Origin of the sequence: Polynucleobacter sp. MG-6-Vaara-E2 (genome assembly GCF_018687695.1) — a bacterium.
Lineage (GTDB): Bacteria > Pseudomonadota > Gammaproteobacteria > Burkholderiales > Burkholderiaceae > Polynucleobacter.
Genome location: NZ_CP061303.1, coordinates 55930 through 77807, shown reverse-complemented (window position 1 = coordinate 77807; position 21878 = coordinate 55930). Strand labels below are relative to the sequence as shown.

General features: G+C 45.8%; 37 protein-coding genes. 4 read left to right on the top strand and 33 right to left on the bottom strand.

The features are described from left to right. Window positions 1–33 precede the first annotated feature (33 nt). Both ICV38_RS00475 and lysA read left to right on the top strand, forming a co-directional pair. Entirely contained in the window at window positions 34–222 is a 189-nt protein-coding gene (locus ICV38_RS00475; RefSeq protein WP_215381715.1) for a lipoprotein, read from the top strand. Then, window positions 219–1517, top strand: coding sequence for a diaminopimelate decarboxylase (lysA, locus tag ICV38_RS00470; RefSeq protein ID WP_251368160.1), 1299 nt, complete (start codon window positions 219–221; stop codon window positions 1515–1517). The genes ICV38_RS00475 and lysA overlap by 4 nt, the downstream gene beginning before the upstream one ends. 71 nt (window positions 1518–1588) lie before the next feature. Here the strand turns inward: lysA and ICV38_RS00465 are convergent, their stop codons facing one another. After that, entirely contained in the window at window positions 1589–2314 is a 726-nt protein-coding gene (locus ICV38_RS00465; protein WP_215381712.1) for a cytochrome c, read from the bottom strand. 115 nt (window positions 2315–2429) lie between these two features. On the opposite strand from ICV38_RS00465, the gene yihA reads away from it, so the two are divergent. Both yihA and hemB read left to right on the top strand, forming a co-directional pair. Next, complete coding sequence (gene yihA, locus ICV38_RS00460) at window positions 2430–3095, top strand: ribosome biogenesis GTP-binding protein YihA/YsxC (protein WP_215381709.1); 666 nt, start codon at window positions 2430–2432, stop codon at window positions 3093–3095. After that, a complete protein-coding gene (gene hemB, locus ICV38_RS00455; protein ID WP_371819232.1) occupies window positions 3073–4098 on the top strand; it encodes a porphobilinogen synthase in 1026 nt (341 codons plus the stop codon). The genes yihA and hemB overlap by 23 nt, the downstream gene beginning before the upstream one ends. A 13-nt stretch (window positions 4099–4111) precedes the next feature. Here hemB and dsbD read toward each other — a convergent pair whose 3' ends face one another. The 32 genes from dsbD to tuf form a co-directional block, all read right to left on the bottom strand. Beyond that, window positions 4112–5779: a protein-disulfide reductase DsbD gene (dsbD, locus tag ICV38_RS00450; RefSeq protein ID WP_251368159.1), complete on the bottom strand. Its 1668-nt coding sequence runs from the start codon at window positions 5777–5779 to the stop codon at window positions 4112–4114. Between the two features lie 2 nt (window positions 5780–5781). Next, window positions 5782–6132 (bottom strand): divalent-cation tolerance protein CutA, encoded by a 351-nt coding sequence (gene cutA / locus ICV38_RS00445; RefSeq protein ID WP_215381703.1) that lies wholly within the window; start codon window positions 6130–6132, stop codon window positions 5782–5784. A gap of 67 nt (window positions 6133–6199) precedes the next feature. Further along, on the bottom strand, window positions 6200–6595 hold the full coding sequence (gene rplQ / locus ICV38_RS00440) for a 50S ribosomal protein L17 (protein WP_215381700.1): 396 nt from the start codon (window positions 6593–6595) through the stop codon (window positions 6200–6202). Between the two features lie 16 nt (window positions 6596–6611). Next, entirely contained in the window at window positions 6612–7592 is a 981-nt protein-coding gene (gene rpoA / locus ICV38_RS00435; protein ID WP_071464451.1) for a DNA-directed RNA polymerase subunit alpha, read from the bottom strand. A gap of 24 nt (window positions 7593–7616) precedes the next feature. Next, complete coding sequence (rpsD, locus tag ICV38_RS00430; protein WP_173954863.1) at window positions 7617–8240, bottom strand: 30S ribosomal protein S4; 624 nt, start codon at window positions 8238–8240, stop codon at window positions 7617–7619. Window positions 8241–8356: 116 nt separating this feature from the next. Further along, the gene (gene rpsK, locus ICV38_RS00425; protein ID WP_215381697.1) at window positions 8357–8764 is read right to left on the bottom strand and encodes a 30S ribosomal protein S11; all 408 of its coding nucleotides are present in this window, start codon (window positions 8762–8764) and stop codon (window positions 8357–8359) included. An 18-nt stretch (window positions 8765–8782) separates the two neighbouring features. Then, on the bottom strand, window positions 8783–9148 hold the full coding sequence (gene rpsM, locus ICV38_RS00420) for a 30S ribosomal protein S13 (protein ID WP_215296111.1): 366 nt from the start codon (window positions 9146–9148) through the stop codon (window positions 8783–8785). A gap of 24 nt (window positions 9149–9172) precedes the next feature. Continuing rightward, window positions 9173–9289, bottom strand: a complete 117-nt coding sequence (rpmJ, locus tag ICV38_RS00415; RefSeq protein WP_012357167.1) for a 50S ribosomal protein L36 — start codon at window positions 9287–9289, stop codon at window positions 9173–9175. 34 nt (window positions 9290–9323) lie between these two features. After that, window positions 9324–9542 (bottom strand): translation initiation factor IF-1, encoded by a 219-nt coding sequence (gene infA, locus ICV38_RS00410; protein WP_068320132.1) that lies wholly within the window; start codon window positions 9540–9542, stop codon window positions 9324–9326. Between the two features lie 4 nt (window positions 9543–9546). Continuing rightward, the gene (gene secY, locus ICV38_RS00405) at window positions 9547–10884 is read right to left on the bottom strand and encodes a preprotein translocase subunit SecY (RefSeq protein WP_215381686.1); all 1338 of its coding nucleotides are present in this window, start codon (window positions 10882–10884) and stop codon (window positions 9547–9549) included. A gap of 16 nt (window positions 10885–10900) precedes the next feature. Beyond that, the gene (rplO, locus tag ICV38_RS00400) at window positions 10901–11341 is read right to left on the bottom strand and encodes a 50S ribosomal protein L15 (protein WP_068320126.1); all 441 of its coding nucleotides are present in this window, start codon (window positions 11339–11341) and stop codon (window positions 10901–10903) included. A 27-nt stretch (window positions 11342–11368) separates the two neighbouring features. Next, entirely contained in the window at window positions 11369–11557 is a 189-nt protein-coding gene (gene rpmD, locus ICV38_RS00395) for a 50S ribosomal protein L30 (RefSeq protein ID WP_015420249.1), read from the bottom strand. Between the two features lie 24 nt (window positions 11558–11581). Continuing rightward, the gene (rpsE, locus tag ICV38_RS00390; protein WP_068947703.1) at window positions 11582–12100 is read right to left on the bottom strand and encodes a 30S ribosomal protein S5; all 519 of its coding nucleotides are present in this window, start codon (window positions 12098–12100) and stop codon (window positions 11582–11584) included. Window positions 12101–12118: 18 nt separating this feature from the next. Then, window positions 12119–12472 carry a 50S ribosomal protein L18 gene (gene rplR / locus ICV38_RS00385; RefSeq protein WP_215381683.1) on the bottom strand — a complete coding sequence of 118 codons (354 nt, stop codon included), beginning with the start codon at window positions 12470–12472 and terminating at the stop codon, window positions 12119–12121. A 13-nt stretch (window positions 12473–12485) separates the two neighbouring features. Then, window positions 12486–13019, bottom strand: a complete 534-nt coding sequence (gene rplF, locus ICV38_RS00380; protein WP_068947701.1) for a 50S ribosomal protein L6 — start codon at window positions 13017–13019, stop codon at window positions 12486–12488. Between the two features lie 10 nt (window positions 13020–13029). Beyond that, on the bottom strand, window positions 13030–13425 hold the full coding sequence (gene rpsH, locus ICV38_RS00375; RefSeq protein WP_215381680.1) for a 30S ribosomal protein S8: 396 nt from the start codon (window positions 13423–13425) through the stop codon (window positions 13030–13032). A gap of 24 nt (window positions 13426–13449) precedes the next feature. Further along, complete coding sequence (gene rpsN, locus ICV38_RS00370; protein WP_071464445.1) at window positions 13450–13755, bottom strand: 30S ribosomal protein S14; 306 nt, start codon at window positions 13753–13755, stop codon at window positions 13450–13452. A 9-nt stretch (window positions 13756–13764) separates the two neighbouring features. Further along, window positions 13765–14307 carry a 50S ribosomal protein L5 gene (gene rplE / locus ICV38_RS00365; protein WP_015420243.1) on the bottom strand — a complete coding sequence of 181 codons (543 nt, stop codon included), beginning with the start codon at window positions 14305–14307 and terminating at the stop codon, window positions 13765–13767. A 16-nt stretch (window positions 14308–14323) separates the two neighbouring features. Then, window positions 14324–14632 carry a 50S ribosomal protein L24 gene (gene rplX / locus ICV38_RS00360; RefSeq protein WP_068947698.1) on the bottom strand — a complete coding sequence of 103 codons (309 nt, stop codon included), beginning with the start codon at window positions 14630–14632 and terminating at the stop codon, window positions 14324–14326. Between the two features lie 9 nt (window positions 14633–14641). Further along, a complete protein-coding gene (gene rplN, locus ICV38_RS00355; protein ID WP_215381677.1) occupies window positions 14642–15010 on the bottom strand; it encodes a 50S ribosomal protein L14 in 369 nt (122 codons plus the stop codon). A gap of 185 nt (window positions 15011–15195) precedes the next feature. Further along, window positions 15196–15465 (bottom strand): 30S ribosomal protein S17, encoded by a 270-nt coding sequence (gene rpsQ, locus ICV38_RS00350; protein ID WP_011901909.1) that lies wholly within the window; start codon window positions 15463–15465, stop codon window positions 15196–15198. 12 nt (window positions 15466–15477) lie between these two features. Then, complete coding sequence (gene rpmC, locus ICV38_RS00345; protein WP_114637472.1) at window positions 15478–15672, bottom strand: 50S ribosomal protein L29; 195 nt, start codon at window positions 15670–15672, stop codon at window positions 15478–15480. 14 nt (window positions 15673–15686) lie between these two features. After that, window positions 15687–16100 (bottom strand): 50S ribosomal protein L16, encoded by a 414-nt coding sequence (gene rplP, locus ICV38_RS00340; protein WP_011901907.1) that lies wholly within the window; start codon window positions 16098–16100, stop codon window positions 15687–15689. Window positions 16101–16102: 2 nt separating this feature from the next. Then, complete coding sequence (gene rpsC / locus ICV38_RS00335) at window positions 16103–16930, bottom strand: 30S ribosomal protein S3 (RefSeq protein WP_068947696.1); 828 nt, start codon at window positions 16928–16930, stop codon at window positions 16103–16105. Window positions 16931–16938: 8 nt separating this feature from the next. Then, window positions 16939–17271, bottom strand: a complete 333-nt coding sequence (rplV, locus tag ICV38_RS00330) for a 50S ribosomal protein L22 (RefSeq protein WP_197712017.1) — start codon at window positions 17269–17271, stop codon at window positions 16939–16941. A 7-nt stretch (window positions 17272–17278) separates the two neighbouring features. Continuing rightward, window positions 17279–17557, bottom strand: coding sequence for a 30S ribosomal protein S19 (rpsS, locus tag ICV38_RS00325; RefSeq protein WP_011901904.1), 279 nt, complete (start codon window positions 17555–17557; stop codon window positions 17279–17281). Between the two features lie 19 nt (window positions 17558–17576). After that, the gene (gene rplB, locus ICV38_RS00320; RefSeq protein ID WP_068947694.1) at window positions 17577–18407 is read right to left on the bottom strand and encodes a 50S ribosomal protein L2; all 831 of its coding nucleotides are present in this window, start codon (window positions 18405–18407) and stop codon (window positions 17577–17579) included. A gap of 2 nt (window positions 18408–18409) precedes the next feature. Then, a complete protein-coding gene (rplW, locus tag ICV38_RS00315; protein WP_068947693.1) occupies window positions 18410–18724 on the bottom strand; it encodes a 50S ribosomal protein L23 in 315 nt (104 codons plus the stop codon). Next, complete coding sequence (gene rplD / locus ICV38_RS00310) at window positions 18721–19341, bottom strand: 50S ribosomal protein L4 (protein ID WP_215293447.1); 621 nt, start codon at window positions 19339–19341, stop codon at window positions 18721–18723. The genes rplW and rplD overlap by 4 nt, the downstream gene beginning before the upstream one ends. 11 nt (window positions 19342–19352) lie before the next feature. Then, the gene (rplC, locus tag ICV38_RS00305; protein ID WP_215382656.1) at window positions 19353–20009 is read right to left on the bottom strand and encodes a 50S ribosomal protein L3; all 657 of its coding nucleotides are present in this window, start codon (window positions 20007–20009) and stop codon (window positions 19353–19355) included. A 197-nt stretch (window positions 20010–20206) separates the two neighbouring features. Next, entirely contained in the window at window positions 20207–20518 is a 312-nt protein-coding gene (rpsJ, locus tag ICV38_RS00300) for a 30S ribosomal protein S10 (RefSeq protein WP_011901899.1), read from the bottom strand. A 123-nt stretch (window positions 20519–20641) separates the two neighbouring features. Continuing rightward, a complete protein-coding gene (tuf, locus tag ICV38_RS00295; RefSeq protein ID WP_215381665.1) occupies window positions 20642–21832 on the bottom strand; it encodes an elongation factor Tu in 1191 nt (396 codons plus the stop codon). Between the last annotated feature and the right edge of the window lie 46 nt (window positions 21833–21878).

Sequence of the window (21878 nt, the reverse complement as noted above, 5' to 3'; positions counted from 1 at the left end):
TGCTATATTCAATTATTCGTTTTAGAGACATTCATGATAGCGATTCTTAATAGAGCCCTCGGTATTAGCCTTCTAATATCCCTTGTTGGATGTGGGGTTAGAGGTCCGCTATACATGCCAAATGTGCCACCCGCACCAACGGCTCCGACAGAGCCTGAACCTAAAGGCAAGCTCTATCCGCCCCCTGCCAGTACCAACTCCTCTCCATCGGCTCAGCAATGAAAAGCAAAGCAATTCCTCTTCCGAAATTATCTGGATTTACCGAACGTAATGGCAATTGGTTTGCCGAAGATATTCCACTGGCAGATTTAGCAAAAGAATTTGGCACACCTCTTTATGTTTACAGCAAAAAAGCATTGACTGAGGCATATCAAGCTTATGACAAAGCCTGCGTAGAAAAAAATGGTGTTCGCCGCGCTCGCATTCATTACGCCATGAAAGCCAATAGCAATTTAGCGGTGATTGATTGTTTGAAAAATCTCGGCGCTGGTTTTGATTTGGTGAGCGGTGGTGAATTAGCACGCGCACTAGTAATTGGTGCAGACCCCAAGAGTCTAGTATTTGCAGGTGTTGGCAAGTCGGCTTCCGAAATTGCGACTGCACTTAAAGCAGGCGTCAAATGCATCAATGTGGAATCCATTGCTGAGCTACACAAAATCAATCGAGTGGCTACCGAACTCAATGTACGCGCGCCCATTTCTTTACGCGTCAATCCTGATGTCGATGCGCAAACGCATCCCTATATTTCTACAGGCCTAAAAGGAAATAAGTTTGGTATTGCTTATCAGGAAGTTTTAAAGACTTATCGGGAAGCGTCGCAACTCTCTCAAATTGATGTAGTTGGCATTGATTGCCATATTGGCTCTCAAATCACCACTACTGCACCTTACCTCGATGCCCTTGATAAAGTTCTAGATTTGGTGGAGCACCTCAAAAGGGAAGGTATCGCCATTCACCATCTGGACTTAGGTGGAGGTCTGGGAATCTCCTACAGCGATGAAACTCCGCCAGATATTACCGAGTTCACCAATACACTTTTGAACCATGTGGCAGAACGTGGTTTTGCTCATCTGGATGTAGTTCTTGAACCCGGCAGATCTCTAGTAGGCAATGCGGGCGTGCTTCTGACAACCGTGGAATATCTCAAGCCTGGTGCTGAGAAAAACTTTTGTATCGTAGATGCTGCAATGACCGAACTCATGCGCCCCGCCCTCTATGAGGCCCACCACGGGATTGTTCCAGTAGAGGCCAAACAAGCCAAGGGTCTTACTTATGATGTTGTAGGCCCTGTTTGCGAATCAGGCGACTGGCTTGGTAGAGATCGTCATCTTGCAGTTGAAGAAGGCGATCTTCTAGCCATTCTTTCTGCAGGTGCCTACGGATTTGTGATGGCCTCTAACTACAACACACGTCCGAAACCTGCAGAGATTATGGTTGATGGAAAAAATGCTTACGTTATTCGTGCTCGCGAAAAAACTTCTGATTTGTTTGCAAGCGAAAGTGTCTTACCAAAATAATTTTTCACTTTCTTAGACAAATAAAAACCCCGCTACATGAGCGGGGTTTTTATTTATAGGTTTGTCATTGCTTAGTGCAAACCAGCCATGTAATCAGCAACTGCTTTCATTTCATTATCAGAAAGCTTGGTAGCGATTGTGGTCATCTGGCTGCTATTCTTTCGAACACCTTCGCGGAATGCAAGTAACTGAGCATTCGTGTATTCAGCCCACTGACCACCGACGAGTGGATACTGAGCTGGAATACCGGCGCCTGTTGGGCTATGACATGCCGCACAAGCAGGAACACCTTTTGCCGCAATGCCGCCACGATAGATGCTTTGACCCAATTCAATTGTTTCTTTATTTTGCGCAACGCCTTGTGAAATCGGTTGCTTAGACAAAAATGCAGCAATGTTTTGCATATCTTGCTCAGTCAGCGTTGCAGCCATACCCATCATTACGGCGTTAGCACGAGCGCCCTCTTTGAAGTTTTTCAATTGCTTAGTTGTATATGCAGCATGTTGGGCTGATAGCTTAGGCCATGTACCTGTTGCGCTTTGCCCCTTAGGACCGTGACAAGTGATACAGGCAACTACACCACGACTTGCATCGCCATTAGAGTACAAAGCTTCGCCAGCAGCCGGATCAACCTTAGGCTTGCCTGGTACCGCAGCTTTTGCTTCTGCAGCTGGTGCCATAGGAGCAGTATCAGCTGCATTCGCCACACCAGAGGCGCCAATCAGGGCGAAAATGGAGAGAGCTGCAAAACCAGCGCGTAAGCTAGTGAATTTGGAGATTTGAGAGGTTTGACGCATTATGTTTACCTTGGCAAAAATTCCTAAAAGTGTTTGGGCCCAACATTTACAACCTTTTTACCCAACACCATGAGATATTTCATGATTTTGCGTGATTTTACAATAGCTTCTGGACATGTCTAAACTCTTTCAAGCCCGATTCGCCACCACAGTCAATGACACCCATTGCCTGCCTGCCACCCCCTTGCGGGAGGTTGCCTTTGCTGGTCGCTCAAATGCAGGCAAATCAAGCGCCATAAATGTCCTTTGTAACCAAAAAAGGCTGGCTTTTGCCAGTAAGACCCCTGGTCGCACCCAGCATATTAACTATTTTGGTCTTTTCTCAAAAGACGACCTTTTAGCCTATTTAGTGGACTTACCGGGTTACGGCTATGCCGCAGTGAACCATGAGACTAAATACCACTGGAATACCCTCCTAAGCGACTATTTGCAAGAACGTGAGCAGCTCGTAGGCATGGTGCTCATTGTGGACGCAAGACGCGGCATTACTGACCTCGATGAGCAAATGATTCAGTGGTTTGTCCCAACAGGCAAACCAATTCATATTCTGCTCAGTAAGTGCGACAAGCTCAATAAAAGCGAGTGCAAACATGCTCTTGAAGCTGTTCGTAAGCAACTTCAACAATATGATCCCGCACTTCCGGATGGTACGGGTGAATCAAAACAACTTACGGCACAATTATTCTCAAGCACCAAGCGCATCGGACTTGAAGAGGCAGATAATTTAATTATTAAATGGCTTTTTGAAGCGGAAACCCATGAAGATGAAATCACCAGCTAACTCTTTGCTTAATTTCCCGGGGCATCGCCCACGTCGCATGCGCCGTGATGATTGGTCACGTCGACTCATGCAGGAAAACACTGTCAGTGCAAATGATTTGATCTATCCGGTCTTTTTGCTTGAAGGTCAAGGCAAATCTGAGGCAGTAGCTTCTATGCCCGGAGTTAGCCGCCTCACATTGGACTTACTAATACCAGTTGCCCAAGAATGCGTTGATTTAGGCATTCCCGTCTTGGCTTTATTTCCGGTCATTGACGCATCTTTAAAAACACCTGATGGCAAAGAAGCATTTAATCCAAACGGTCTCATACCTTCCGCTGTTCGCGAACTCAAAAAACATTTTCCTAATTTAGGGATCATGACCGATGTTGCGCTTGATCCATATACAAGTCATGGACAAGATGGTGTACTCGATGAGCAAGGTCGCATTCTCAATGATGAAACGACTTCGATCTTAGTCAAGCAAGCGATTACACAAGCGGAAGCTGGTGTCGATATCGTTGCGCCATCAGACATGATGGATGGTCGTATTGGAAAAATTCGTGAAGCGCTCGAGCAAATGAACTTAATTCATACTCGTATCATGGCGTATTCAGCTAAATATGCCTCTGCTTTTTATGGCCCATTTAGAGATGCTGTAGGCTCTGCAAAGAACCTAGGTAAAGCCGATAAAAAAACCTATCAAATGGACTGCGCAAATGGGGATGAGGCTTTGCGGGAGGTTGCCCTCGATATTAGCGAAGGTGCCGATATGGTGATGGTCAAGCCTGGCATGCCCTATTTGGATATCGTACGCCGCGTTAGAGAAGAGTTTAATTACCCAACCTACGCTTATCAAGTGAGCGGTGAATATGCCATGCTCAAGGCTGCAGCACAAAATGGTTGGCTTGATCATGATGCCGTCATGATGGAATCTTTGCTAGCATTTAAACGTGCCGGCGCAGATGGTGTGCTAACTTATTTTGCTCTAGAGGCAGCACGCTTAATTAAAACAGTTAAATAATGATTTAGCTGTTTTAATTCTTTAGTGCATTCTTTAAGCGTTCAATAAAACGCTGGGGCGGCATATAACCAATCACCCGTTGTTCTTTCTGCTCTTCAGAATTTTGATTGAAGATCAAAATACCCGGCGGCCCAAATAAACCAAAGCGCTTAAGCAAGGCCTGATTCTCAGGGCTATTGGCAGTGACATCCGCCTGCAATAAAACGAACTGCTGCAGCTCCTTGCTGACCTCTGAATTTGCAAAAGTATTAACTTCCATTTCTTTGCAGCTGATACACCAATCAGCATAGAAGTCGAGTAAGACTAGTTTTTGTTCTTGCTTTGCTTTACTCAGTTGCACATCTAAATCTGCTGGCGAATGAATCACCACAAAAGATAAATTTCCAACTTGACGAATGCTTTGGCCATTAATAATTTTTGCTGACCCAGCTGCTTCATTTTTTTGAATCAGTGGGGAGGCAATCCAAGCCGCTGTGGCCACCAACAAAACGCCCAGAGTACGCTGCAAATACACCATCCAAATACCGGTGGATGGGATCAAAATACGTGCCTCAATTGCAATAAAGAGAAGTGGCAAGCCCATTCCTAAGGCCATCACAAAAAGGAGGCCTGCGCCTAGGCTCATAGAGCCGGTTTGAGCAATAAAAGCCAACACACCAGCCAATGGGGCGGTAATACAGGGACTCGCAACTAAAGTGGAGATCCCGCCTAGAGCAAAAGCACCGACAAGACTGCCGCCCTTTTGGCGCCCAGCCAATCGATCAATATGCTGATGCCATGACTGCGGTAATCTGAGGTCATACAAACCAAACAAACTGCCAGATAGAGCCAGAAGGAGGAGTGCAAAGGCGGCTAGAGCAACTGGGCTCTGCAGAGCCCTTTGAACACTGCCCCCGAGTGCTGCCATCAGCACCCCAGCCAAGGCATAGACCAAAGCCATACCTAAGACATAAGCCAACGCCAATATGCTTGCACGCCCCTTAGACACTGCCTTACCACCTTGCGTTCCAAAAATGACACTGGAGAGAATTGGCAACATGGGAAGCACGCAAGGCGTAAATGCCAGAGCAAGGCCCAGTACAAAGAAGGCCAAGAATAGATAAGCAGTAGAAGTATTTTGCAAGAAGCGGCTGATTGCATTCACGTCATCACGCTCACGCCATAAATCAGTCAAGCTAAATTCAGTTGGTTCATTTATTGAAGATTGCACTCCATCAAGCGCCTCAGGAATTGGCGCAGCCCTAACGCCCGGCGCAGCTAACAAAAATTTCAATGTCATTGGCGGATAGCAGATGCCTGCTTCTGCACAACCTTGAAGACTTACTTCAATATGAATTGGCTTGCCTACTACAGGCTTGGTATCAAGTAACACCAAAAATGCTTGCTTATAAACTTGTAATTTTTTCTGAAAAGTTTCATCGAACTTTTCTACGCCTAATGGTAGTTTTGGCCTTATTTTATATAGCTTCCCAGCCTCTGTGCCCGACTCAAATTGCAGTGATTCTTGATAGAGGTAATAGCCTTTAGCAGGCATAAACTCTATTTCCGCCTGATTAGAATTTTCTAGCCAAGTTGCCTCTACTCGAAATGCTTTTTCTGGTGGTAAAAAATCTGGGGCAGCAAATATCTGTGTCGATAACAACACAAGTAGTGTGATAACTGTTTTCAGAAAAGACTGCATTCTCATTGCTTTGAATTTACCTCAGTCTGCACCCACTCACCATATTGCTGCGCATATTGCTCCGGTGAAAATGCAAGAATCTCTGGGACATCATAAGGATGTTGCTTTTGGATAAAACTTGAAATCTCCAACCACTTACTCGCAGTAGTTTTTGCAGATAACAGCACTTCATGCTCTTGGCAAATCTTACCCTCCCAGCGATATATTGATTGCATGCCATTAAGTAATTGCACGCAAGCGGCCAAATTTTCCTCTACTAGGGTTCGAGCTAGGCCCTTAGCAAGCTCCATATCCGGAAGACTGGTGATGACCACCAAAAGCTTGTTGGAATTGACTGAGGGGTTTTGAGGCATACCGTATTTATAAACCTATAAATGAAAAAAGCCAGACCGAAGCCTGGCTTTTCAATGGCTGAAGGACTTAAGCCTCTTCAGCTACAGCTGCTGTTTCTTCAACTTCTGAACGATCAACCAACTCAACTAATGCCATTGGAGCATTGTCGCCATGACGGAAGCCAAACTTCAAAATGCGAAGGTAGCCACCTGGACGTGTTGCGTAACGTGGGCCGAGCTCTGTGAAGAGCTTAGTCACGATATCACGATCACGAGTGCGATTGAATGCTAAGCGACGGTTTGCCAAGTTATCTTTTTTACCCAAGGTAATCAAAGGCTCAACAACCATGCGCAATTCCTTTGCTTTTGGCAAAGTGGTTTTAATCACTTCGTGCTCCAAAAGAGAATTGGACATATTGCGCAACATCGCCAAACGATGTGAAGATGTTCTGTTTAGTTTGCGTAAGCCGTTTCCGTGACGCATGATGCTTCCTTTCTATTTATTTCTCGAGGTTAGCTGGAGGCCAGCTTTCGAGTTTCATGCCAAGACTTAAGCCACGAGCAGCCAATACATCTTTGATTTCATTCAAAGACTTACGGCCCAAATTAGGCGTCTTCAACAATTCATTCTCTGTACGTTGAATCAAGTCACCGATGTAGTAAATGTTCTCAGCCTTCAAGCAGTTTGCAGAGCGAACTGTGAGCTCGAGATCATCAACTGGACGCATCAACATTGGATCAACCATTGAAGAGCGACTTGGTGCAAGATCACCAGAAACTTCGCTGCTTTCAAGAGCTGCGAATACAACCAATTGGTCAACCAAGATACTAGCTGCTTGACGAATTGCTTCTTCAGGAGACAACACACCGTTTGTTTCGATAGTCATTACGAGACGATCGAGGTCGGTACGTTGTTCAACACGAGCAGATTCAACAGCATAACTAACACGGCTAACCGGGCTAAATGAAGCATCCAATACGATACGGCCAATGATCTTAGTAGTTTCGTCGTTGTACTGACGCACATTACCTGGAACATATCCACGACCTTTTTCAACCTTGATCTGCATATCCAACTTGCCACCAGCAGACAAGTGAGCGATAACGTGATCAGGGTTAATGATTTCTACATCGTGCGGCAAGTCGATATCTTTTGCGGTAACAACGCCTGGGCCTTCTTTACGCAAATTGATAGTGACTTCATCACGAGACTGCAACTTAAATACGATACCTTTGAGGTTCAACAAGAGATTTACTACGTCCTCTTGAACGCCATCCAAAGTGGAATATTCATGTACTACACCTGCAATAGCTACTTCAGTTGGTGCATAACCAACCATCGAGGACAAGAGTACACGACGTAATGCATTTCCGAGTGTGTGGCCATAGCCACGCTCGAACGGCTCCATAACAACCTTAGCTTGGTTGGCGGTAAGCGCTTCAACAGAAATAATCTTTGGCTTGAGCAAATTTGTTTGCATATTTTTTCCTTGAGAGTGCCTAAATTAGCGTGAATACAATTCGACGATTAAACTTTCGTTAATTTCACCGCTGATATCTTCGCGGTCGGGCACTTGCTTAAATGTTCCTTCCAGCTTAGCTGCATCAACTGATACCCAGGTAACTGCAGACATTTGCTGAACTAAATTGAGTGACTCGGTAATGCGTGCTTGCTTCTTCGCTTTTTCACGAATAGCAACAACATCACCAGGTTTCACTTGGATTGATGGAATGTTCACTGCGCTGCCGTTCAGCATGATGGCGCCGTGAGAAACCAACTGACGCGCTTCTGCGCGTGTTGAACCAAAGCCCATGCGATAGACCACGTTATCGAGACGTGACTCTAACAACTGGAGCAATGTTTCACCAGTGTTGCCCTTACGACGCTCAGCTTCTGCGAAGTAACGACGGAATTGACGCTCTAATACGCCATAGATACGCTTAACCTTTTGCTTTTCACGCAATTGATTGCCGTAGTCTGATGTTCTTGAGCCAGATGTACGACCATGTTGACCAGGCTTAGTATCTAACTTGCACTTGTCTGACAGGGCGCGACGTGCGCTCTTTAAAAATAAGTCGGTACCTTCCCGACGTGCTAATTTGGCCTTAGGCCCTAAGTAACGTGCCACGATGCTTTCCTTTCTTTGCCGCAGTCTTACGACCGGCGGTGAGTTCACCCTTTAAATCAGGCGAACAGTGGGCTTTAATAAAAAACTACTAAAACTTGTATTGCAAACTTCCCAGCTTAGATACGACGACGCTTAGGAGGACGGCAACCATTATGTGGAACTGGAGTTACGTCTTGAATCTCAGTGATCTTGATGCCCAATGAGTTCAATGCACGAACTGCTGATTCACGACCTGGACCTGGGCCTTTGATCTGAACTTCCAAGTTCTTGATACCGCATTCAATAGCTGTCTTACCAGCAACTTCTGCAGCTACCTGAGCAGCAAAAGGAGTGGATTTACGTGAGCCCTTGAAGCCCTGACCGCCAGAAGTTGCCCATGAAAGCGCATTTCCTTGTCGATCAGTGATCGTAATGATGGTGTTGTTAAAAGAAGCATGAACGTGTGCAATACCGTCAGCAACGTTCTTTTTAACCTTCTTGCGAGCGCGCTGTGAAGCGGCGGAAGCGGATTTTTGTTGTGCCATGTCAATAAACTTTCTTGATTATTTCTTCAGTGCGATGCCAGACTTACGTGGGCCCTTACGGGTACGCGCATTAGTCTTAGTACGTTGACCACGTACAGGCAAGCCCTTACGATGACGTACGCCACGGTAGCAACCTAAGTCCATCAAACGCTTGATGCTCATAGTTACTTCACGACGAAGGTCACCTTCGGTGATGAACTTACCTACTTCGTCACGCAACTTTTCCAAGTCGGCGTCAGTAAGATCTTTAACTTTTTTGTCGATTGCAACACCTGTGGTCTGGCAAATTTTGTGAGCACGAGTTGTGCCGATGCCAAAAATTGCTGTTAAACCGATAACAGTATGTTGATGATTTGGGATGTTTACCCCAGCGATACGTGCCATGAGATTTCCTCTTAATTAACCAGATCAGCCTTGACGCTGCTTATGACGTGCGTCTGAAGAACAGATCACGCGCACAACGCGTTTGCGCTTAATGATCTTGCAATTTCTGCAAATACACTTAACGGATGCTAAAACTTTCATAACTCACCTCTTAAAAATAGGTACTACTTAATCTTTACTTCGCACGGAAAATGATTCTGGCGCGCGTCAGGTCGTAAGGAGTCATCTCCACCGTCACCTTATCTCCCGGCAAAATACGGATATAGTGCATCCGCATCTTTCCGGAAATGTGCCCAAGAACCACATGTCCGTTTTCCAGCTTCACGCGAAACATCGCGTTCGGCAAATTCTCTACAACTTCACCCGCCATCTGAATTACATCGTCTTTAGACATTCAGTTAGGCGCCCATCTTAAAGTTGGCTTTTTTCATCAAAGAGCCGTACTGCTGTTGCATCACGAATGACTGAACTTGAGCCATGAAATCCATTGCAACAACAACAATAATCAACAATGAAGTACCGCCGAAATAGAACGGCACGTTGTACTTCAACACTAAAAATTCTGGCAACAAACAAACCAAAACCATATAAATCGCACCAGCCAAAGTTAAACGCACTAAGATCTTGTCGATGTAACGCGCTGTTTGGTCACCCGGACGAATACCAGGAACAAAGGCACCACTCTTCTTCAAGTTCTCAGCAGTCTCACGGCTGTTAAATACCAAAGCGGTGTAGAAGAAGCAGAAGAAAATGATCGCAGCTGCGTACAAGATTGTGTACACAGGTTGACCTGGGGCCAAAGTTGCAGCCAAGTCCTTAATGATTCTGCTGAACATATTGGTTGGCTCACCTGATGTAAACCAGCCGGCAATCGTTGCAGGGAACAAAATGATTGAGGAAGCGAAGATTGGAGGAATAACGCCAGCCATATTCAACTTCAATGGGAAGTATGAAGACTGACCGCCATAAACCTTATTGCCGACTTGACGCTTAGCGTAGTTCACCAAGATACGGCGCTGACCACGCTCTACAAAGACTACAAAGTAAGTTACTGCTACTACGATCACCACGATCAAGAGAGCAGAAATAATATTCATTGAGCCGGTACGGACCAACTCTAGCAAGCTTGCTAATGCATTTGGTAAGCCGGAAACGATGCCGCCAAAAATAATGATAGAAATACCATTACCCAAACCACGCTCGGTAATTTGCTCACCAAGCCACATCAAGAACATCGTGCCAGTCACCAAAGTAACTACTGTGTTTAATTCAAACATCAAACCTGGATTGATAACCAAACCTGGTTGAGCTTGCAATGCAACTGAAATTCCCAATGCCTGGAAAGTCGCCAAGAATACAGTGCCGTAACGAGTGTACTGAGTAATCTTACGTTGACCGGCTTGGCCTTCTTTTTTCAAGGACTCCAATGCAGGCACCACAATCGTCATTAACTGCATGATGATCGATGCAGAAATGTAAGGCATGATTCCCAAGGCAAATACAGTGAAGCGAGATAGAGCGCCACCTGAGAACAAGTTAAACATTCCCAAAATGCCGTCTTTTTGACCTGCAAATAACTGTGCCAACTGATCTGGATCGATACCAGGAACAGGGATGTGAGCACCCAAACGATAAACGAGCAAAGCCAACACCAGGAAAACCAAGCGACGACGTAAATCGCCGAACTTGCCTCCTGCTGTTGCAGTGCTTACGTTATTGGTAGGTGCTAATGCCATATCTAATAAAAACCGATTAAGCCAACTCAACCAATTTGCCGCCAGCCGCTTCAATAGCTGCTTTTGCGCCGGCAGTTGCTGTAATGCCCTTAAGGGTTACTGCAATCTTGAGTTCACCAGTTTTGATAACCTTCACTGCATTGATTTGCTCACCAGCAAAGCCATGAGCTTTCAATACCAATAAGTCCACTTCTGGCAAGTTGATTTTTGCTAAGTCGTTCAAAGTAATTTGACCAACGTGACGACGTGTCAAAGACACGAAACCGCGTTTTGGCAAACGACGATACATAGGCATCTGACCACCTTCGAATCCAACTTTGTGGAATCCGCCGGAACGAGATTTTTGACCTTTGTGACCGCGGCCAGCAGTTTTACCAAGACCAGAACCAATACCGCGACCAACGCGACGACGGTTTTTCTTGGAGCCTTCTGCAGGTTTAATTGTGTTGAGTTGCATATTCTTCGCCTATTTACTTGCTAGTTATTAGCCAATGACTTTAACTAGATAAGAAACTTTATTAATCATGCCGCGAACAGCTGGAGTGTCTTCCAATTCAGAAACTGAATTGATGCGACCGAGGCCTAAGCCACGTACAGTTGCACGGTGGCTTTCGCGTGTACCGATCAAGCTGCGCACTAATTGCAGTTTGACTTTGGAGTTTGATGTTGTCATTTGTAGATTCCTAATCTTTTGGTCTTAGCCGAGAATCTCTTCAACTGACTTACCGCGCTTAGCAGCAATCTCAGCAGGAGTACTCATCTTGCTCAAACCATCAATCGTTGCGCGAACCAAGTTGTACGGGTTTGTAGAACCGAGTGACTTAGCAACAACGTTGGTTACACCCATTACGTCGAAAATCGCGCGCATTGGACCACCAGCAATAATTCCAGTACCGTCTTTAGCTGGAGAGATCAAAACGCGTGATGCGCCATGCTGACCAGTAACAGTGTGTTGTAAAGTACCTTTACGTAAGGAAACTTTGATCATCTTGCGACGAGCTTCGTCCATTGCCTTTTGAACGGCAACTGGAACTTCTTTTGATTTGCCCTTACCCATGCCGATGCGGCCATCGCCATCGCCAACTACAGTGAGTGCCGCGAAGCCGAGAATACGACCACCCTTAACCACTTTAGTTACACGATTAACAGCAATCATCTTCTCGCGAAGACCATCATCACGCTCTTCGTTTTGCATCTTAGTTTGCATTTTTGCCATGTTTTTTCCTAAACCCTATTAGAACTTCAGGCCGGCTTCACGCGCAGCTTCAGCTAAGGCCTTAATGCGGCCGTGGTAACGATGACCTGAACGATCAAAAGCAACATCAACAACGCCTGCCTTAACAGCACGCTCAGCAACCAACTTGCCGATTTGTTTTGCCGCATCAGCGTTGCCGCCGTTCTTGATCGCTTGGCGCAAATCTTTTTCCATTGTTGAAGCAGCAGCTACAACTTTGGTTCCGCATGGGCTGTATACCTGTGCAGAAATATGAGTATTGCTACGGATAACTGTTAAGCGATTTGCTTGAGCTTCAGCAATGCGAATACGAGTCTGCCGAGCACGTCTTTGTCTGGATTCGTCTTTATTCATTTTCTAATCTCGCTTACTTCTTCTTAGTTTCTTTCAGATGCACAACCTCATCCACGTAGCGAACACCTTTGCCTTTGTATGGCTCTGGTGAACGGTATGCGCGAACTTCAGCTGCGACCTGGCCAACTTGCTGCTTGTTGGAGCCTTTAATAATGATTTCCGTTTGCGATGGAGTCTCAGCCTTTACACCCTTTGGCAGGTTGTAAATAATGTCGTGTGAGAAACCAAGTTGCAATTTCAATGTTTCGCCTTGGGCTTGAGCACGGTAACCAACGCCAACCAAGCTGAGCTTGCGCTCAAAGCCTGAAGTTACGCCTACAACCATGTTGTTAACCAAAGCACGTGCTGTACCTGACTGTGCACCAGCTTCTGGAGAGTCGCTGTTTACAACCACTGTCAATACGCCATCTTCTTGCTTCAAACCAACAGTCGGATGCAAGTTATGTGTCAATGTGCCCAATGGGCCTTTAACAGTAATGTTTGCACCATTGATGCTGATTTCAGCGCCCTTAGGAACTGTAATGGGTGATTTACCTACGCGGGACATATTTCGCTCCTTAAGCTACGTAGCAAATAACTTCGCCGCCCACGCCTGTTGCACGTGCTTTACGGTCGGTCATTACGCCTTGAGGGGTTGAAATAATTGCAATGCCCAAGCCATTCATTACCTCTGGAATGTCATGGCGGCCTTTATAGATACGTAGACTTGGTGTTGATACACGGTCAATAAGCTCGATAACAGGACGGCCTGCATAGTATTTGAGATCAATGTGGAGCACAGGCTTAGCTGCTTCACCTTTGATTTCGAAACTTTCGATATAGCCTTCATCTTGCAAAACTTTTGCAATAGCTACTTTAACTTTTGACGACGGCATTGTGACCAAAGGCTTCTGCACTGCTTGCGCATTGCGGATCCGGGTCAACATGTCGGCGATTGGATCGCTGATACTCATGAGTTCTCCTAATTCTTTCGCCGCTTACCAGCTGGCCTTGGTTAAACCGGGGATTTCGCCACGGAAGGCGATTTCACGAATCTTGCTACGAGCCAAACCGAACTTGCGGAATGTGCCACGTGGGCGACCGGTTAATGAACAACGATTTCTTTGACGAATCGGGCTTGCATTACGTGGGAGTGCCTGTAGCTTCAAGCGAGCTTCATAACGCTCTTCATCACTGCGTGATTGATCAGCAATGATTGCTTTGAGTTCAGCACGCTTGGCAGCGTACTTCTCTACAGTTTTAGCGCGCTTATTCTCGCGCTCAATTAGGGATAGTTTTGCCACGTTAGCCTCTTAATTGCGGAAAGGGAATTTGAATGCTGCCAACAAAGCTTTTGCTTCTTCGTCGGTTTTAGCAGTCGTCGTAATACTGATATTGAGACCACGAAGGGCATCAATTTTGTCGTATTCGATTTCAGGGAAAATGATCTGTTCTTTAACGCCGATGTTGTAGTTACCACGTCCATCAAATGCTTTACCGGAGATACCGCGGAAGTCACGTACGCGTGGCAATGCAACAGTAACGAAACGATCCAAGAATTCGTACATGCGTTGACCACGCAATGTCACCATGGCGCCGATTGGGTAGCCCTGACGAATTTTGAAACCTGCAATCGCTTTTTTGGCTTTAGTTACAACTGGCTTTTGGCCTGCAACTTTAGTTAAATCGCCAACTGCATTTTCGATAATTTTCTTGTCGTTCACTGCATCACCCAAACCCATGTTCAGAGTAACTTTGGTAATGCGTGGAACTTCCATTACTGACTTGTAGCCAAACTTAGCAATTAAATCAGCAACAACTTTAGCTTGATAGTGTTCTTGAAAACGTGTGCTCATAATTTCTCCGTGCCCCTTATGCGCTTAATGTCGCGCCAGTGGTTTTGAGGAAACGTTGCTTTTTACCGTCTACGAGTTTGATACCAACACGTGATGGTTTGCCGTTACCGTCAACCAAAGCCACATTAGAAATGTGAACAGGCATAGTCTTGTCAATCATGCCGCCGGTAACACCAGCGGCTGGGTTTGGCTTAACGCTCTTTTTATAAATATTTACGCCTTCGATAACTAATTTCTCATCGAGAACGGCTGTAACAGTTCCTTGCTTGCCTTTATCGCGGCCAGTCAACAGAACTACGGAATCACCTTTACGAATCTTTTTCATATCAGCCTCTTAAATCACTTCGGGGGCGAGAGAAACGATCTTCATGAACTTCTCAGTACGCAATTCGCGTGTAACTGGTCCGAAGATACGTGTGCCAATTGGCTCTAACTTAGCGTTGAGCAATACCGCAGCGTTTGCATCGAACTTAATCAATGAACCATCTGGACGGCGAACACCCTTAGCTGTTCTCACAACAACAGCGTTATAAATATCACCCTTTTTTACACGACCACGTGGAGCAGCTGACTTTACAGTCACCTTAATGACATCACCGATACTGGCGTAACGACGCTTTGAGCCGCCCAATACCTTGATGCACAAAACTTCACCGGCGCCTGTGTTATCGGCGACCTGCAATCTACTTTCGGTTTGTATCATTTCTAATCCCCAACTTATTGGCCTAATGGCAAACAGTCTTGGTTCCGTCTATGGGCTTTAACGAAAGCTAAAACCCGGAATTAATGAAAAACACTGCTTCTCCAATAAAACCAGAGAAGCCCTCTATTCTACTACGTAAAACAGGGATTTGGGAAGTAATTTCGCCAAAATCCCCTAAAAATACCTTAAATACCCTTTGAAGCCTCAACCAAACGGGTCACAACCCAAGATTTAGTGCGTGAAATTGGCTTGGATTCTGCAATTTCAACGGTATCACCCATCTTGTATGTGCCAGCCTCGTCATGAGCGTGGTACTTTTTGGACTGGCCAACATACTTACCAATCACTGGATGCTTAACTTGACGCTCAACCAACACGGTCACAGTTTTTTGCATTTTGTCGCTAACAACGCGTCCCACGAGGGTGCGGCGCAAGGGTTTAGATAATTCTGTCATATCCCTTTTTCCTTATTTCTGTGCAGTCTTTTGGGCAATAAAAGTCTTCACACGAGCGATATCGCGCTTATTTTTACCCAATTGGCTGGTGTTAGTGAGTTGCTGAGTGCCTTTTTGCATGCGGAGCTTGAAACCGGTCTTGAGCAACTCGGTTAACTCTGCATTCAAAGCAGCCAGATCTTTTGAAGCTAATTCTGTATTTTTCATAATCTCTATCCCGATCAACCTAAGTGGCGAATCACGAAAGTGGTCTGTAAAGGCAACTTAGCAGCAGCAAGCTTGAAAGCTTCGCGTGCCAATTGCTCATCAACACCGTCCATCTCGTAGAGCACTTTGCCTGGTTGAATTTCAGCTACGTAGTACTCTGGATTACCTTTACCGTTACCCATACGTACTTCAGCAGGTTTTTGTGAAATTGGCTTATCTGGGAAAATGCGAATCCAAATACGGCCACCACGTTTAATGTGACGAGTCATCGCACGACGTGCTGACTCAATTTGACGAGCAGTCAAACGACCACGGCCAACGGCCTTCAATCCAAAGTCACCAAAGGCTACTGAACTACCGCGTGTTGCCACGCCAGTGTTACGGCCCTTTTGTTCCTTACGATACTTGCGACGCTTTGGTTGTAGCATGCTTACTCTCCTGACTTCTGCGTATCTGCTGCAGGTGTTTCTACCTTACGCACACGCTTTACTGCTGGCTTAGCAGCAACTAATGGCTTGTCAGCGCCAGCAGCTGGTTTACGAGCAGCTGTTTTACTTGGAGCACGACGGGTTTTCTTTTCTTCGGCAGCTGGTTCAGCAGATGGAGCAGCTACTTGAGCTTCAGCACCGCGACCCAATGTGTCACCTTTGTAAACCCAAACTTTTACACCGATGATGCCGTATGTTGTTTCTGCTTCTGAAGTTGCGTAGTCAATATCAGCCTTCAATGTATGAAGTGGAACGCGACCTTCACGATACCATTCGCGACGAGCAATTTCAGCACCATTCAAACGGCCAGAAGACATGATCTTGATACCTTGTGCGCCAAGACGCATTGCGCTTTGCATTGCACGCTTCATTGCACGACGGAACATGATACGTTTTTCGAGCTGCTGAGTAATAGAGTCAGCGATCAATTGCGCGTCAACTTCAGGCTTACGAATTTCTTCAATGTTCACGTGAACTGGAACACCCATACGCTTTTGCAATTCGCGACGGAGAACTTCAATATCTTCGCCTTTTTTACCAATTACAACGCCTGGACGTGAGCTATAGATAGTGATGCGTGCGTTCTTAGCAGGACGCTCGATCACAACTTTGCTAACGGATGCATTCTTCAACTTCTTCTTCAAATAGCTACGGACATCTACGTCCTCTTTCAGCATCTTTGCGAAGTCAGTATTGTTCGCATACCAACGTGATGTCCAATTCTTCGTTACCGCGAGTCGGAATCCGGTGGGGTTAATCTTTTGGCCCATATCTTTCCTTAGTTACTCAAGGTCACGCTAATGTGACAAGTTTGTTTTTCGATTTGATTGCCACGACCCTTAGCGCGTGCTGTGAAGCGCTTCAAGGAAGTGCCTTTATCAACGATTACCGCTGATACCTTGAGCTCATCAATGTCAGCACCTTTATTGTGTTCAGCATTTGCAATCGCTGATTCAACTACTTTTTTCACAATGAAGGCAGCTTTTTTGGGGCTGAAGTTCAAAATGTTTAATGCGCGAGCAATTGGCAAACCACGGATTTGGTCAGCGACCAAACGTGTCTTTTGCGCAGAAATGCGGGCACCCTTGTGAATAGCTTTAACTTCCATCATCATCCCCTTACTTCTTCGTTACTTTCTTGTCAGCAGCGTGACCTTTGAAAGTACGGGTCAAGGCAAATTCGCCTAACTTATGACCCACCATGTTTTCTGATACATATACCGGAACGTGTTGACGACCGTTATGTACAGCAATCGTCAGACCAATAAAGTCTGGGAGGATTGTTGAACGGCGTGACCAAGTTTTGATCGGCTTTTTGTCCTTGTTGGCTTGTGCAACTTCAACTTTTTTTACTAAGCTGGCGTCGCAGAATGGGCCTTTTTTAGCTGAACGTGTCATATCTATTTATCCTTATCGCTTAACGTTTTTGACGACGTTGAACGATCATCGAAGTTGTACGCTTATTGCGACGTGTGCGATAACCTTTGGTTGGAGTGCCCCATGGAGATACAGGTACACGGCCTTCGCCAGTTCTACCTTCACCACCACCGTGTGGGTGATCTACTGGGTTCATTGCCACACCGCGAACGGTTGGGCGAATACCACGCCAGCGATTTGCACCTGCTTTACCAATTTGACGCAAGCTGTGCTCTTCATTGCCAACTTCACCAATAGTGGCACGGCACTCAATCAGAACACGGCGAACTTCACCGGAGCGCAAACGCACTTGAGCGTATACGCCTTCACGAGCTAGCAATACTGCTGAACCACCAGCAGAGCGTGCAACTTGTGCACCCTTACCTGGGAGGATTTCAACGCAGTGAATGGTGCTACCAACTGGAATATTGCGAATAGGCAAGTTGTTACCAGATTTGATTGGTGCTTCAGAACCATTCATGATTGCTTGACCAACAGTCATGCCCTTAGCAGCAGGAATGTAGCGACGCTCACCATCAGCAAACACGATCAATGCAATATTTGCACTGCGGTTTGGATCGTATTCCAAGCGTTCAACTTTTGCTGGAATACCATCTTTGTCGTTGCGTTTGAAGTCAACAACACGATAGTGATGCTTATGACCACCACCTTTATGACGGGTAGTGATATGACCGTTATTGTTACGGCCCGCTTTTTGAAACTGTGGTTCTAACAATGGTGCAAAAGGTTTGCCTTTATGGAGGTCAGGATTGACCACCTTGACCATTGAGCGACGACCTGGTGAGGTCGGTTTTGTCTTCATCAAAGGCATGATTAATTCGCCTCCGCTTCAAAGTTAATTTCTTGACCTGGCTTCAAATTCACATAGGCCTTCTTAGTGTGGTCACGACGACCTTCAAAACGGCCATAGCGCTTAGGCTTACCTTTTTGATTCACGATTTGAACTGAGTCAACTTGCACTTTGAAGAGCAATTCAACTGCTTGTTTTACATCGCTCTTGTTTGCATCGCGAGCTACTTGGAAAACTACTTGCTCATTCTTCTCTGCAACCATAGTGGCTTTCTCAGAGATAACAGGACCAAGCAGAACCTTCATCAGGTTGTGATCGTTTTTACGGACTTGGCTCATTTCAGCAACTCCTCAATTTTTGCGATCGCTGCTTTGCTTACCAATACTTTTTTGTATTGAACCAAAGCTAAAGGATCGGCGTGCTGTGGCTCACATACAGCAACCTTGTGCAGATTGCGTGATGCCAAGAACAAATTCTCACTAACCTGATCAACGATGATCAAGACTGAATCCAAGCCCATTGCTTTAACTTTGTCAGCTAAAACTTTGGTCTTTGGAGCATCAAGATTGAATTGATCAACAACATTCAAACGACCTTCGCGTGCTAACTGAGACAAAATAGATCTCATACCAGCGCGGTACATTTTTTTGTTTACTTTTTGGCTGAAATTCTCTTCAGGAGAATTCGGGAATATACGACCACCTCCACGCCACAGCGGGGAAGAGCTCATACCAGCACGTGCACGACCAGTACCTTTTTGACGCCAAGGTTTCTTGGTAGTGTGCTTAACTTGCTCACGGTCTTTTTGCGCACGGTTACCGCTACGTGCATTTGCTTGGTAAGCCACAACAACCTGGTGCACCAATGCTTCGTTATATTCACGCTCGAATACTTCTGGTGAAGCTTGTACGCCTGCACCTAAAGTACCGTTGTCTTGGAGAAGCTTAAGTTCCATATTCGCTCTCCTTATTTCTTCTTCAACGGTGTTTTTACCGCTGGAGTAACAATAACTTTACCGCCTGGGGCACCTGGAATAGCGCCTTTAACCATGATGAGATTACGCTCTGCATCAATGCGTGCGATGACTAAATTTTGTACGGTACGTGTAACGTCACCAAGGTGGCCAGTCATGCGCTTACCTGGGAAAACACGGCCTGGATCTTGCGCCATACCGATAGAGCCTGGTACGTTGTGTGATCTAGAGTTACCGTGAGATGCGCGACCAGAAGCGAAGTGATAACGCTTGATGGTACCGGCGTAACCTTTACCGATTGAAACGCCTTGCACATCCACTTTTTGACCAGCAGTAAATGCAGCCTCTGCAGGAATTACTTGTCCTGGTGTCATTTCTGCGATTTTTGCTGCATCTAATTGGAATTCGTTGAGCGCATTACCAGCCATTACACCTGCCTTAGCAAAGTGACCAGCCATTGATTTTGTAACGCGAGTAGCTCTACGTGTGCCATGTGCCAACTGAATAGCGTCATAGCCATCAGTTGCCTGGGTCTTGATTTGAGCGACTCTGTTGTCGCTCACGTCGATTACGGTCACAGGAATCGCTTCCCCCTCGTCCGTAAATAGACGGGTCATGCCGACCTTGCGGCCGATTAAGCCTAAGCTCATATTCATGCTCCACGCCGACTTCGATTGGTCGGCAAAATTAATTTAAGTGATTTACAAGTAAAAGTACTTCTAAATCAATAACTTACAACGTTTTTAATGCTGATAAAGCCTAAAATTCCGCCCAAATAATTGAGCGAAGCCTTTGATTCTATCCCGAAATACCGATCTTGACAAGCAAAAAGACCGGAAACAACAAATTACTGCAACTTAATTTCGACGTCCACACCTGCTGGGAGGTCTAATTTCATCAAAGCATCTACAGTTTTCTCTGTAGGATCAACGATATCCATCAAACGGAGATGGGTACGGATCTCTAACTGATCACGGGATGTCTTGTTCACGTGTGGTGAACGCAAGATATCAAAACGCTCGATACGAGTTGGTAAAGGTACTGGACCCTTCACAACTGCACCAGTACGCTTAGCTGTATCAACGATTTCAGCCGCAGACTGGTCGATCAAACGGTAATCAAATGCTTTAAGGCGAATACGAATTTTTTGGTTTTGCATATTAATTCCAAAGAGCGGTGTGGTGCTGCCACGTTATACATCTAAAGAGCACGGTGACATCAGCAGCACTGATGTCACCGGTTAGCAAACCGCTAAATATTTGTTACTAGTAAAACCTAAAACTTAAGCCAAAATCTTTGCAACCACACCGGCGCCAACAGTACGGCCACCTTCACGGATCGCAAAACGTAAACCTTCTTCCATCGCGATTGGCGCGATGAGTTTTACGGTAATCGTGACGTTATCACCAGGCATGACCATTTCTTTGTCTTTTGGCAACTCGATTGAACCAGTCACGTCCGTTGTACGGAAGTAGAACTGTGGACGATAGTTGTTAAAGAATGGAGTGTGACGACCACCTTCATCTTTACCCAAGATGTAAACCTCGGCTGTAAAGTGGGTATGTGGGGTGATTGAACCTGGCTTAGCCAATACTTGGCCGCGCTCAACTTCTTCACGTTTTGTACCGCGTAACAAGATACCAACGTTATCGCCTGCTTGACCTTGGTCGAGCAATTTACGGAACATTTCAACACCAGTACAAGTGGTTTTGAGAGTTGGTTTGATACCAACGATTTCAATCTCTTCACCAACCTTGATGATGCCGCGCTCGATACGACCAGTTACTACAGTACCGCGACCGGAGATAGAGAACACGTCTTCTACTGGCATCAAGAACGCGCCATCAATTGCACGCTCTGGAGTTGGGATGTAAGTATCTAATGCTTCAGCCAACTTCATGATGGCTTCTTTACCCAATGGGCCTTCATCGCCTTCAAGCGCTAACTTAGCAGAACCTTGAACGATTGGAGTGTCATCGCCTGGGAAGTCGTATTTAGAGAGAAGTTCACGAACTTCCATTTCAACGAGCTCTAACAATTCAGCGTCATCAACCATGTCGCACTTGTTCAGGAACACAACGATGTAAGGAACACCAACTTGGCGTGCCAAGAGGATGTGCTCACGAGTTTGTGGCATTGGGCCGTCAGCTGCAGAGCAAACCAAGATTGCGCCGTCCATCTGAGCAGCACCAGTAATCATGTTCTTAACGTAGTCAGCATGTCCTGGGCAGTCAACGTGAGCGTAGTGACGATTGGCTGTCTCATACTCAACGTGTGCAGTATTAATCGTAATACCACGGGCTTTTTCTTCTGGAGCAGCATCGATCTGATCGTATGCTTTCGCTTCGCCACCGAATGCCTTTGAGAGCACGGTTGCGATTGCTGCTGTCAAGGTCGTTTTACCGTGGTCAACGTGACCGATGGTGCCTACGTTTACGTGCGGTTTTGTCCGCTCGAATTTTTCTTTTGCCATTTTTGTCTGCCTTCTTTAGCTAGTCAATATTCAAAATTAATGTGGA

Excerpts from the sequence above, each read along its gene's own strand:
- ICV38_RS00475 (WP_215381715.1), top strand. The coding sequence starts at position 34 with ATGATAGCGATTCTTAATAGAGCCCTCGGTATTAGCCTTCTAATATCC.
- lysA (WP_251368160.1), top strand. The coding sequence starts at position 219 with ATGAAAAGCAAAGCAATTCCTCTTCCGAAATTATCTGGATTTACCGAA.
- ICV38_RS00465 (WP_215381712.1), bottom strand. The coding sequence starts at position 2,314 with ATGCGTCAAACCTCTCAAATCTCCAAATTCACTAGCTTACGCGCTGGT.
- yihA (WP_215381709.1), top strand. The coding sequence starts at position 2,430 with ATGTCTAAACTCTTTCAAGCCCGATTCGCCACCACAGTCAATGACACC.
- hemB (WP_371819232.1), top strand. The coding sequence starts at position 3,073 with ATGAAGATGAAATCACCAGCTAACTCTTTGCTTAATTTCCCGGGGCAT.
- dsbD (WP_251368159.1), bottom strand. The coding sequence starts at position 5,779 with ATGCAGTCTTTTCTGAAAACAGTTATCACACTACTTGTGTTGTTATCG.
- cutA (WP_215381703.1), bottom strand. The coding sequence starts at position 6,132 with ATGCCTCAAAACCCCTCAGTCAATTCCAACAAGCTTTTGGTGGTCATC.
- rplQ (WP_215381700.1), bottom strand. The coding sequence starts at position 6,595 with ATGCGTCACGGAAACGGCTTACGCAAACTAAACAGAACATCTTCACAT.
- rpoA (WP_071464451.1), bottom strand. The coding sequence starts at position 7,592 with ATGCAAACAAATTTGCTCAAGCCAAAGATTATTTCTGTTGAAGCGCTT.
- rpsK (WP_215381697.1), bottom strand. The coding sequence starts at position 8,764 with ATGGCACAACAAAAATCCGCTTCCGCCGCTTCACAGCGCGCTCGCAAG.
- rpsM (WP_215296111.1), bottom strand. The coding sequence starts at position 9,148 with ATGGCACGTATCGCTGGGGTAAACATCCCAAATCATCAACATACTGTT.
- rpmJ (WP_012357167.1), bottom strand. The coding sequence starts at position 9,289 with ATGAAAGTTTTAGCATCCGTTAAGTGTATTTGCAGAAATTGCAAGATC.
- infA (WP_068320132.1), bottom strand. The coding sequence starts at position 9,542 with ATGTCTAAAGACGATGTAATTCAGATGGCGGGTGAAGTTGTAGAGAAT.
- secY (WP_215381686.1), bottom strand. The coding sequence starts at position 10,884 with ATGGCATTAGCACCTACCAATAACGTAAGCACTGCAACAGCAGGAGGC.
- rplO (WP_068320126.1), bottom strand. The coding sequence starts at position 11,341 with ATGCAACTCAACACAATTAAACCTGCAGAAGGCTCCAAGAAAAACCGT.
- rpmD (WP_015420249.1), bottom strand. The coding sequence starts at position 11,557 with ATGACAACATCAAACTCCAAAGTCAAACTGCAATTAGTGCGCAGCTTG.
- rpsE (WP_068947703.1), bottom strand. The coding sequence starts at position 12,100 with ATGGCAAAAATGCAAACTAAGATGCAAAACGAAGAGCGTGATGATGGT.
- rplR (WP_215381683.1), bottom strand. The coding sequence starts at position 12,472 with ATGAATAAAGACGAATCCAGACAAAGACGTGCTCGGCAGACTCGTATT.
- rplF (WP_068947701.1), bottom strand. The coding sequence starts at position 13,019 with ATGTCCCGCGTAGGTAAATCACCCATTACAGTTCCTAAGGGCGCTGAA.
- rpsH (WP_215381680.1), bottom strand. The coding sequence starts at position 13,425 with ATGAGTATCAGCGATCCAATCGCCGACATGTTGACCCGGATCCGCAAT.
- rplE (WP_015420243.1), bottom strand. The coding sequence starts at position 14,307 with ATGAGCACACGTTTTCAAGAACACTATCAAGCTAAAGTTGTTGCTGAT.
- rplX (WP_068947698.1), bottom strand. The coding sequence starts at position 14,632 with ATGAAAAAGATTCGTAAAGGTGATTCCGTAGTTCTGTTGACTGGCCGC.
- rplN (WP_215381677.1), bottom strand. The coding sequence starts at position 15,010 with ATGATACAAACCGAAAGTAGATTGCAGGTCGCCGATAACACAGGCGCC.
- rpsQ (WP_011901909.1), bottom strand. The coding sequence starts at position 15,465 with ATGACAGAATTATCTAAACCCTTGCGCCGCACCCTCGTGGGACGCGTT.
- rpmC (WP_114637472.1), bottom strand. The coding sequence starts at position 15,672 with ATGAAAAATACAGAATTAGCTTCAAAAGATCTGGCTGCTTTGAATGCA.
- rplP (WP_011901907.1), bottom strand. The coding sequence starts at position 16,100 with ATGCTACAACCAAAGCGTCGCAAGTATCGTAAGGAACAAAAGGGCCGT.
- rpsC (WP_068947696.1), bottom strand. The coding sequence starts at position 16,930 with ATGGGCCAAAAGATTAACCCCACCGGATTCCGACTCGCGGTAACGAAG.
- rplV (WP_197712017.1), bottom strand. The coding sequence starts at position 17,271 with ATGATGGAAGTTAAAGCTATTCACAAGGGTGCCCGCATTTCTGCGCAA.
- rpsS (WP_011901904.1), bottom strand. The coding sequence starts at position 17,557 with ATGACACGTTCAGCTAAAAAAGGCCCATTCTGCGACGCCAGCTTAGTA.
- rplB (WP_068947694.1), bottom strand. The coding sequence starts at position 18,407 with ATGCCTTTGATGAAGACAAAACCGACCTCACCAGGTCGTCGCTCAATG.
- rplW (WP_068947693.1), bottom strand. The coding sequence starts at position 18,724 with ATGAGCCAAGTCCGTAAAAACGATCACAACCTGATGAAGGTTCTGCTT.
- rplD (WP_215293447.1), bottom strand. The coding sequence starts at position 19,341 with ATGGAACTTAAGCTTCTCCAAGACAACGGTACTTTAGGTGCAGGCGTA.
- rplC (WP_215382656.1), bottom strand. The coding sequence starts at position 20,009 with ATGAGCTTAGGCTTAATCGGCCGCAAGGTCGGCATGACCCGTCTATTT.
- rpsJ (WP_011901899.1), bottom strand. The coding sequence starts at position 20,518 with ATGCAAAACCAAAAAATTCGTATTCGCCTTAAAGCATTTGATTACCGT.
- tuf (WP_215381665.1), bottom strand. The coding sequence starts at position 21,832 with ATGGCAAAAGAAAAATTCGAGCGGACAAAACCGCACGTAAACGTAGGC.